This window comes from Synechococcus sp. H55.2 (genome assembly GCF_047462495.1).
GTDB lineage: Bacteria > Cyanobacteriota > Cyanobacteriia > Thermostichales > Thermostichaceae > Thermostichus.
The window spans coordinates 20067-29760 of record NZ_JANSJH010000021.1 but is presented as its reverse complement, the minus strand read 5'-3'; the positions used below and the strand labels follow the sequence as shown (position 1 = coordinate 29760).

Here is a 9694-nt window from a genome sequence, read left to right as displayed (position 1 = left end):
CCGCCGATTAAGCTAAACCGAGAGAGGACAAGGCTTTCCCAATCATGCTGACCGCACAAATCACCTTGCTGGTCTATGGAGTTTTACCTAGTCGGCGATAGACTGAACTACTCTGAAAAATAGCCCACACTATGCTCAGCGTAGCCGAGGTTTAGCACAGCTAGGTATGTCGCGCCGAGAGAGGCGGCCAGCTATAATGCCAAGCGCCAGCATGGAGCCCTGGAGATCTTCCTCAGGGCGTCGCGGCATGCCGCCTTTCTGCTCAGCAATGAGCGGGATGCCATCGCTTCATTGCTGGGTAGCAATATGGGGACTCCGTCCCGCTGTTGCGAACAGCAATGTTCAGCGTAAATGTATCGGCTCTAAGTCTTTTATCGGAGGACTGGTTGGGGCCACACTCGCGTTCGATTCGGTGGTCATAATGGGATCCCTCCTTTAGGTGGTGTATTCGGCGTTGATGCGCACGTAATCGTAGCTGAGATCGCAGCCCCAGGCCATGCCCTGGCCGGATCCCTGGTGGAGATCCACCGTGAAGGTTACCGGATCCCCCTTCAAGTACTCAGAAGCCGCCTGGCGATCAAAATTCAGGGGCATGCCCGCCTGCATAAGCAGAAAATCTCCCAAGCGAATCTCCAAGCAGCGGCTGTCAAAAGGGATCCCGGCCCGACCGGCGGCGGCGGCCACCCGTCCCCAGTTGGGGTCGTTGCCAAAGGCTGCCGCCTTTACCAAGGGAGAGCTGGCGATCACACGGGCCATCTGCCGAGCCGACCTGTCGTCGGGGGCGCCTTGGACGCGGATTTCCAGCAGCTTGGTCGCCCCCTCCCCGTCGCGGGCAATGGCCTTGGCCAGATGGATGCAAACTTGGTTGACCATCTCCGCCAAAGTTTGGGCGGCTGCTGTGCCGGCTTGAATAGCCGGGATCCCGCTCCGGCCATTGGCCAGGGCCAGGAGCATATCGTTGGTGCTGGTATCCCCATCCACGGTGATTTGGTTAAAGCTGAGGTCGGCAGCTTGCTGGAGGATCTGCTGCCACAGATGGGGATCTACAGCCGCGTCGCAGGTCAAGAAAGCCAGCATCGTGGCCAAGTTGGGATGGATCATGCCGGATCCCTTGGCAATGCCCCCCAGCCGGACGGTGTACCCGTCGATCTCGGCCTCTAGGGCAACGCTTTTGGTCACCAGGTCGGTGGTGAGGATGGCACGGGCAGCACTCTCCCCTCCTGCTGGCGAGAGGCTGTCGATCAGGCGGGGCAGGGCTGCCTCAATTTTGGCCATTTCCAATTGCCGCCCGATCACCCCCGTCGAGGCCGTGAGCACCTGTTGGGCCGGGATCCCCAACCGTTCTCCCACCCAGAGGGCCAGTTGGGCGTTGTTGCGTTCCCCTTCTTCTCCGGTACAGGCGTTGGCTTGGCCGGCATTGCAGAGAATAGCCTGCACCGGCTGCCCTTGGGCGAGGATCCCTTGGTTGTAGGTAACACAAGCGGCCTTGACCTGGTTGGTGGTAAAAACACCCGCCCCCACCGCCTCGCAGTCAGCAACGATCAAGGCCAGATCCGCAGCTCCTGAGGGCTTGAGGCCGGCGGCCACTCCAGCAGCTCGAAACCCTTGTGGGGCAGTGACGGCACCTTCAACCGGTTTAAATTGGGATCCCATGCGTTCCTCGGCCAGGTGGGGGTCGGCAATATCATAGCGGCTTGCGGCTCGGGTTTGGGTTCAGGGCAAGTTTTGCCTGAGAAACCTTCTGAAAACCCGTCCTGAGGGCAAAAGTTGTAGTTCTACTAACCAAGCAGAGGCGGCAGAGAGGGTTATTTTTAAAGTATGGGGTGTGCCTGTGTAACCTTCTCTCCTCTTTGCTGGATTTGCAAGGTACCCTCTTGTCCCCTCCCCTAGGAACTGCAAGCCATGCCTGCCCCTGTCATTACCCTTAGCCATGTCAGCAAGGCCTATGCCAATGGCACGGTGGCTTTGCAAGACATGAACATGACCATCCAAGAGGAGCAGTTTGTCAGCTTGGTGGGGCCATCTGGCTGTGGGAAAAGCACGGTGCTGCGGCTGATCGCAGGGCTGGGTGACCTAACCACCGGCTCTATCGAATGGGGGCAAAACACCTCCCAAGGAGAGCCCAAATTGGCCTTTGTGTTTCAGGAGCCGGCCCTCATGCCCTGGGCAACGGTGATGGACAACGTGCGCCTGCCCCTGAAGTTGGCCGGTGAGCCCAAGCCAAAAGCCGATCGAGATGTTCTGGAAGCTCTAGAACTGGTGGGCCTACGGGGGTTTGAGCGCCATTTTCCCCGCGAGCTGTCCGGCGGTATGCGCATGCGGGTTTCCATTGCTCGCGCCTTGGTAACCAAGCCGCAGGTGTTGCTGATGGACGAGCCTTTTGGTGCTTTGGACGAGATCACCCGCAGCAAGCTAAACAGCGAGCTGCTGGAGTTGTGGCAAGAAAAGCACTGGACGGTCATCTTTGTTACTCACAACATCTATGAGGCTGTCTATCTTTCCAACCGCGTGGTGGTGATGGCGGCTCGTCCGGGCCGGGTGGTAGCCGATATTCCCATCGATGCCCCCTATCCCCGCTCGGAAGAGTTTCGCACCTCAACCCTTTACAACGACTACTGCCGTGAAGTGTCGGCTCGTCTCCAGGAAGCCATGTATGGCGCGGCTCAGGAGCCTTATCTGCGTCCCCTCTCGGCCGGACGTTCGCGCTGACGGGATCCCTTCCTTGACGGTGTTCCCTGTTGTGTAGAGCCCCCTTCCTCATCAACCTCAGGATATGTTCGATGCTTTCCTCTCCCTTTTCAATTGGCTGTATCGCCGGCTGGGATCCCTTGGCGCGGCGGAGCGCTTGTCTCTGCCTTGGCCGGATTGGGCTCCGCCCAGGCTGACCGGAGCGGTTAGAGAACAACTCAGGTTCCAACCCACGGCTGCCGCTGCTGGGCCGAGTGCTGCGCCGGCAAAGGGGTTGGATCTGGGCCGCTGGTTCAATCTGGAGGTGATGGCCCCCGTTATTGTCGGGATCCTCTTTTTGGTGGGCTGGGAAGTGGCGGTGCGGGTGACAGGAATGCCCCACTATCTCTTGCCGGGGCCGATTTTGGTGGCGCAAACCCTTATCCGCGACTGGGGAACGCTTTTTCCTTCTCTGTTGATTACTCTGCAGATCACGGTGGTGGCCTTTTTGGCCGCCACCGTATCCGGGCTTGTGCTGGCGATTGTGTTCACCCAGAGCAAGTGGATCGAGCGCAGCTTTTTCCCCTATGCGGTGCTTTTGCAAACAACGCCCATTGTCTCCATCGCGCCGCTGATCATCATTTGGCTGCGCAACAACACCTTTGCCGCGATGGTGGTCTGCGCGTGGATTGTGGCTTTTTTCCCGATTCTTTCCAACACCACTCTGGGGTTGAACAGCGCCGATCACAACCTGCTCAACCTGTTTCAACTGTACAAGGCCAATCGTTGGCAAACCTTGATCTACCTGCGGCTGCCCAGCGCCATGCCCTATTTCATGGGGGGCCTGCGCATCAGCGGCGGCCTTTCTTTGATTGGGGCGGTGGTGGCGGAGTTCGTGGCTGGTACCGGTGGGCAGCGAGCTGGGATCGCCTACCAGATCTTGATCTCCAGCTTCAACCTGCAGGTGCCGCGCATGTTTGCAGCCTTGATCTTGGTTACCGGCTTGGGGATCCTGATCTTCATTTCCCTAAGCGCTTTATCGGAGAGGGTATTGGGCAAGTGGCACGAGAGCGCCATGCGCCGAGAGAATTGAACTGTGACATACTCCCGCACTCCTGCTGGCGCCTAGAGTGCAGGCTTTGCCAATAGTGACTCCTGCCATCGCAACCGGCTCCGCGCCGCTGCCGCTGTGGGTTGCTATCGAAGGGGGATGAACTCGGTGCGGCCAATGATTTGTTGGCCTTGATCCGAGAGGGCATAGTTGATGAAATCGGCCACCGCAGGGCTGGTTCTCTGAGGTGCTACCAAAAACACGTTGCGGGCCAGAGGATAGCGGCCACTTTGGATAGCCTCGCGGGTGGGCATCTGGCCGTCGATGGGCACCATCCTCACCGTTTGCTGGTTCTGCACCTGATCCACGGTGCTGTAGGTGATGCCGTCTTCTCCCAAAGCCCGCAGGAGAGGGGTGGTGACATCTTCGGTGGCGGTGGTGAAGTAGGGCGGGTTGTCGGGGGCAAAGGGCAGCCCCAGCAACACCAGCTCTTGGAAGACAGTGTAGGTGCCGCTCTGGGGGGCGCGGTTGAGAACGCGAATTGGGCGATCCGGGCCGCCCACCTGACTCCAGTTGGTGATCCGACCCTGGAAGATATCGGCCAATTGCTGCAGCGTCAGGCCGCCTTTGTAGGGGTTGTTCACCCCCACCGCCACCGCCAGGGCATCTTTGGCCACCGGGATCGCCTGCAAACCGGCCTGCACTTCGCTGGCATTGAGGGGGCGGGAGCTGGCGGCCATCTGGATGCGCCCTTCCATCAGGGCCTTGAGGCCGGCATTGGAGCCGTTGGGTTTGCCATCCGGGATCCCGTAGGTGAGGGGAATGCCGGGGTTGCGCTGGCTGTAGCCTGACTTCAAGGCCAAGACAAGGCGAACCATTGTGACGCTGCCATCCATCTGCAGCACCGCCGGGTTGGGCAGGGAAGTGTCCAGCTTAACCGGGCCGGCAGGCAGATTGGGGGCTTGCGCCTGGGGAAGGTTGGGTGCCGTCGGTGCCTGTGGCTGGGCAGCCGGAATCTGGCTGGGGACAGAAGGCACGTTCCCTCGATTCAGGAAAGAGTCAAGCAGGCCGGAGCGATAGGCATACCAGCCGCCTCCCCCCAGTATCGCCAGCAAAAGAATGTAAACAATCGGAGGCGGGCCAGAGCTTTGTGCGGTCATGGGATCCCCCCAGAGAAATTCGCAGTCCAGACATTATGAGACCTTCCCCCTCCGTTGTATCAATTACCTGGGGAGATTGGGTAAGCGTCAGGTTAAGGGGCATCCCGTCCCACCTCGCGCAGCTCGATCACATCCGCGCGGGGATCCGCCTGCACGACTTCCAGTTCAATCCAAGCTGCTAGAGGAACCTGGCGTTCTAGGCGTACCGGCACCCGAAAAGCGATCTCATCCAGCAGGGCCAGCACCAGGTTTTCTTGCTCGCGCAGATAGCCCAAGACCAAGGCCCGCCAAATCTGCCCCGGTCGCTGGCGCAGGTACTCAATGCTCCAGTAGCGCTTGGACTTGCGCTCCACTTGAACCGCTTCTGCAGTGCCCGGCTCAATGGCCAGCAACAACTGCTGCACCTCGGCTTCGGTCAAGGGCAAGGGATCCCCGCGCAAGAAAGCCTTGATCTGGTAGTGGGCCACCAGATCCAGGTAGCGGCGAATGGGGGAAGTTACTTGACAGTAGGCATCGAGACCCAGCCCCGTATGTCGCCCCGGTTGGGTGGCCACCTCTGCCCGCGATAGACAGCGCATGATGGCAAAAGATCTCACCGGCCCCTGGGGATACAGATCCAAAACCTCCGGCGGGGGGAGCTCAGGGGCCGGCTGCAGGCGATAGGGCACCGGGATCCCGTTTTGGCAAGCAAAGCGAGCAGCCACCTCACCGGCCAGCACCATCATCTCCGCCACCATCTGCCGCGCCGGCGTATCCTCAATAACACGCAGGTGGGGGATCTCGTCCATGACCTTGATATCTTGCTCCGGCAGGCCGATCTGGATGGCCCCTTGAGCCAGGCGCCAGGCGTAGCGCCAGCGAGCGGCCCGGGCAATGGCCGTCAGTTGTGCCTCTGCCCCCAACTCCAGCATCTCGTCGGCATCGTCATAGGTGAGGCGGTAGTTGACCTTGATTTGGCTAAGGCAGATCTCGTAGTTGCGCACGACACCGTCGCATCCCAGCCGGATGCCGAAGCTGAGGGCAGGCCGCACCTCCCCCTGCACCAAGCTCATCAGGCCGGTGGACAGCTCCGGTGGAAACATCGGGATCACCCGCTCGGGCAAATAGACGCTGGTGCCCCGCCGGCGGGCTTCCAAGTCGAGGGGATCCCCCCACTGTACCCAGCAACTGGGATCGGCAATGTGGATCCAGAGCTTGATCTCCTCATCCGACCAAAACTCGACGCTGAGGGCATCGTCGATATCGCGGGTGCTGGCGTCGTCGATGGTGTAGGTGTGGAGATGGGTGAGATCGCGGCGCAGATGGGGATCCAGGAAGGGAGGAGGGCCGCCCAGCAAAGTTTGGGTGTAGCGCTCCACCTCCTTGGGAAATTGGGTGGGGATCCCGGTGAGGCGCAGAGCCAGGTTCTCGTGGCGGCTCCACAGGCCCAGGGCCACCAGGGCGTCAAAGGCTCCTTGGGGAGTGTCGGGAAATCCCATCAGTTGCAGCAGTTGCGAGGCCCGTTCCCGATCCGAGGGGGTGAGGTTGTGGGAGAGATCCTCGTGGCTGCGAATGCTGGCCGCCGCTCCCTGCAGAGCTAGGCGCTCCAGCAGCTCCAGACGGGCTCGCTCCGCTGGGGTCCAAGTGTACTTTTGCCCAGGCTGGGCCACCGCTGCCCTTAGGCGGGCCTCAAACTCGGCCTGTTCCTGCTGCCGCTGCTGGGTAACGGCAATTTGATGGCGGATTTCCTTCACCTGCGCCGGGGTACGCGGCTCGTAGCCTTCCCCCTTTGCCTTAAAGTAGATGAAATCCTCACTCAAAAGGCGGTAAGCAGCATAAGTAGAGACCGGGGAATCGTCGGAAAACAACAACTGGGCCATCTCCGACAGGCTCAGGAGCCGGCGCTCCTCCTGAACCAATTCCCAGGCCAAAGCTAAGCTTTCGGGATCCAACTTCGCCTGCACCGCCTGCCAAAAGCCGGGAATGTCGGAAGCCGTGAAACTGGATCCCCCATTCAAGGCAAAGGTAATTTGGCGAGGGTGAACGCTGTGCACCTGCCCCGAAGCCACGCCCAGCAGTAGGTTCTTTTTGCCCTCGGTGCCCTGAACCACGGCCAACACACGGTCGTTATTGTGGCGAAACTCCACCAGCGTGCCCTTTTCCACCCTCTCTCCCCATGTCGGCTGTCGTTGAAGCGCAGGCTCTCCTCCATTTTCCACCAGCTCTGCCCGCCTGCCCACGCGGAAACCCCGGCCAGAAGACATGCAGACACGAGAACTGGCAATCTTTGCACATCAATACTTAAAGAGAATATGGGTATACGGTACTATGTATACATGAGACACCTATGGGATACAGGCCTTCCGGTAGATTGTGGTTACGTATTCCACACTGCGATTCCAAGGGAGGGGCAAGTTCTGACAAGTTTCTGGGATCAAGTTACCAATTGAGATCCCCAAATTGCGTAGAGATACTGTTGCCAGCATTTCTCAAGCATGTATTTTCCACTTCCATATGGTATTCTGAGCTCTGAGGGTAGGATACAGTTACCCCAGGCTGCTACTTAGTTAAGCTAAGGGTGTGCCATAGGAAGGCACCCATCGTGGTTTGTTTTCCCTAGACAAAGGTTAGGGAAGCAGATCCCTGCTTTTTCCCTCTTCTAGCGCTCAAAAGGTCAGCCGTGGACAACCCAAAGCGACTGTTGCTTGTCGATGACGATCCCAACCTGATCCTGCTGGTAAAGGACTACCTGGAGTTTCGCGGCTATGAGGTGGTGGCGGCGAGCAACGGTCAAGAAGGGTTAGAGGCGATGCGCCATTTCACGCCGGATTTGATCATCTGCGATGTGATGATGCCGGAGATGGATGGCTACACGTTCGTCCAGACCATTCGCTCCAACAGCGCGACGGACTGGATCCCGGTGATTTTTTTGTCGGCGCGCGGGCAAACGGCGGATCGGGTGCGCGGGCTCAATACGGGGGCAGATGTTTACCTGGTCAAGCCCTTTGAAGCGGAAGAGCTGGTGGCCCAGGTGGAGTCGGTTCTCAAGCACACGGAGCGCCTGTTGCAAATGCAAAGTGTCGGCATTCAGCCGGTCATCAAGCTGGAGCGGGAAATTGAGCTGACCCCGACGGAAACCAAGGTGCTCCAGCATGTGGCCAGGGGGATGTCCAACCGCGAGATTGCCGAGGTGATGGGGGTGAGCCAGCGCACCGTCGAAAGCCACGTCAGCAACATGCTGAGCAAAACTGGCTTGCACAACCGCACCGAGCTGGCCCGCTGGGCCATCGAAAGTGGTTTGGGCAGGGGCTGAGGGGCCACCGAGAGAACTTCTGCTGTCCAGTGGGGTGGGCGAGCTGTGGGCCTCACTGGGCGGCGGTGAAGGTGGCCAGTAGGATGGGGGATCCCTCAACTTTTCTGCCCTTGTCCGTCGTTTTGGCAGCAAACTGAAGAAAGTGAGGTAACCGGTCAGGGTGCCTCTGTCCACTACGGTCTAGAACCCATGGGATCCCGTTTACCGCGTCCGGCTCGGCCCATCCGCTCCGGCCACTACCCGGCCAAAGAGCTGTGCAGCCAGTGCGGCCTCTGCGATACCCGCTATGTCGCCTACGTCAAAGAAGCCTGTGCCTTCTTAAACCAGCAGTTTACCCACCTGGAAGAGCAAACCCACGGGCGATCCCGAGAGTCGCTGCGCTCAGAGTCGGCTGCCGTCAGCGACAGCGACTACTTCGGCGTCTACGAGGCAATGTACACGGCCCGCAGGCGGGATCCGATCCCGGGTGCCCAGTGGACGGGCATCGTCAGCAGCATCGGCATGAAGGCCCTCAGCAGCGGCCTAGTAGAAGGGGTGGTGTGCGTGCAGGCGGATCCCCAGGATCGCTTTCAGCCACGGACTGTCTTGGCGCGTACTCCGGAGGCGGTTTTGGCGGCGCGGGTTAACAAGCCAACCCTATCCCCCAATCTCTCCGTGCTGGAGCAGGTGGAGCAAAGTGGCCTCAAGCGCCTCTTGGTTATCGGGGTGGGCTGTCAGATCCAGGCTTTGCGGGCGGTGGAGAAAAAGCTGGGCCTAGAGAGGCTTTACGTGCTGGGCACGCCCTGTGTGGACAATGTCAGCCGCGCCGGCCTGCAGAAGTTTTTGGAAACCACCAGCCGCTCCCCGCAAACGGTGGTGCACTACGAGTTCATGCAGGACTTCCACATCCACTTCAAACACGAAGACGGCTCGGTGGAAAAGGTGCCTTTTTTTGGCCTCAAGACCAAAGAACTCAAGGACGTATTTGCCCCCTCTTGCCTTACCTGTTTCGACTACGTCAACGGCCTGGCAGATCTGGTGGTGGGCTACATGGGATCCCCCTTTGGCTGGCAGTGGCTGCTGGTGCGCAACTGGCGCGGGCGGGAGCTCTTGGATCTGGTTTGGGAAGAGCTGGAAACCCAAGCGGTGATCTCGCAGGGATCCCGGCGGGCGGCAGTACAACAGGGGATCCAAGCCTACGAGCAGGCTCTGAGCCTGCCCATGTGGCTGGCTCGGATCCTGGGGGCGGCAATCCAGCGCTTTGGGCCGCGTGGCCTGGAATATGCCCGCTTTTCCATTGATTCCCACTTTGTCCGCAACTATCTCTACCTGCGCCGCCACTACCCCCACAAGTTGGAGCAGCATGTCCCTCCCTTTGCCCGGCGCATCGTAGAGCAGTACCAACTCCCCTCTCCCTAAGGGAGAGGGGTTGGGGGTGGTCGCGTTAGCGGCGCGGAGCGCTTGGGCAACTCCCTTGGGGAGAGGGGTCGGGGGTCAGCAATAGCGGATCCCGGCTTCCGCCCAGCGGTCGATGGCCTGGCCCAA

7 protein-coding genes are annotated in these 9694 nt (G+C 59.9%); 4 read left to right on the top strand and 3 right to left on the bottom strand.

Features of this window, described 5'->3' with window-relative positions; translation table 11 throughout:
- Nucleotides 1-435: 435 nt before the first annotated feature.
- A complete protein-coding gene (gene argJ, locus NW844_RS04475; RefSeq protein ID WP_414333851.1) occupies nucleotides 436-1653 on the bottom strand; it encodes a bifunctional glutamate N-acetyltransferase/amino-acid acetyltransferase ArgJ in 1218 nt (405 codons plus the stop codon).
- Between the two features lie 249 nt (nucleotides 1654-1902).
- Here argJ and NW844_RS04470 point away from each other — a divergent pair, with 249 nt between their 5' ends.
- Together NW844_RS04470 and NW844_RS04465 are read left to right on the top strand one after the other, a co-directional pair.
- Nucleotides 1903-2709 carry an ABC transporter ATP-binding protein gene (locus tag NW844_RS04470; protein ID WP_414333849.1) on the top strand — a complete coding sequence of 269 codons (807 nt, stop codon included), beginning with the start codon at nucleotides 1903-1905 and terminating at the stop codon, nucleotides 2707-2709.
- A gap of 64 nt (nucleotides 2710-2773) precedes the next feature.
- Entirely contained in the window at nucleotides 2774-3760 is a 987-nt protein-coding gene (locus NW844_RS04465; protein ID WP_414333848.1) for an ABC transporter permease, read from the top strand.
- Nucleotides 3761-3864: 104 nt separating this feature from the next.
- Here NW844_RS04465 and NW844_RS04460 read toward each other — a convergent pair whose 3' ends face one another.
- The gene (locus NW844_RS04460; RefSeq protein WP_414333846.1) at nucleotides 3865-4878 is read right to left on the bottom strand and encodes a phosphate ABC transporter substrate-binding protein; all 1014 of its coding nucleotides are present in this window, start codon (nucleotides 4876-4878) and stop codon (nucleotides 3865-3867) included.
- Between the two features lie 92 nt (nucleotides 4879-4970).
- Nucleotides 4971-7022, bottom strand: a complete 2052-nt coding sequence (locus tag NW844_RS04455) for a ribonuclease catalytic domain-containing protein (protein ID WP_414333844.1) — start codon at nucleotides 7020-7022, stop codon at nucleotides 4971-4973.
- 515 nt (nucleotides 7023-7537) lie between these two features.
- On the opposite strand from NW844_RS04455, the gene NW844_RS04450 reads away from it, so the two are divergent.
- A complete protein-coding gene (locus NW844_RS04450) occupies nucleotides 7538-8170 on the top strand; it encodes a response regulator transcription factor (RefSeq protein WP_414333842.1) in 633 nt (210 codons plus the stop codon).
- 189 nt (nucleotides 8171-8359) lie between these two features.
- A complete protein-coding gene (locus NW844_RS04445) occupies nucleotides 8360-9568 on the top strand; it encodes a Coenzyme F420 hydrogenase/dehydrogenase, beta subunit C-terminal domain (RefSeq protein WP_414333841.1) in 1209 nt (402 codons plus the stop codon).
- The last annotated feature ends 126 nt before the right edge of the window (nucleotides 9569-9694 follow it).

Excerpts from the sequence above, each read along its gene's own strand:
- NW844_RS04465 (WP_414333848.1), top strand. The coding sequence starts at position 2,774 with ATGTTCGATGCTTTCCTCTCCCTTTTCAATTGGCTGTATCGCCGGCTG.
- NW844_RS04460 (WP_414333846.1), bottom strand. The coding sequence starts at position 4,878 with ATGACCGCACAAAGCTCTGGCCCGCCTCCGATTGTTTACATTCTTTTG.
- argJ (WP_414333851.1), bottom strand. The coding sequence starts at position 1,653 with ATGGGATCCCAATTTAAACCGGTTGAAGGTGCCGTCACTGCCCCACAA.
- NW844_RS04470 (WP_414333849.1), top strand. The coding sequence starts at position 1,903 with ATGCCTGCCCCTGTCATTACCCTTAGCCATGTCAGCAAGGCCTATGCC.
- NW844_RS04445 (WP_414333841.1), top strand. The coding sequence starts at position 8,360 with ATGGGATCCCGTTTACCGCGTCCGGCTCGGCCCATCCGCTCCGGCCAC.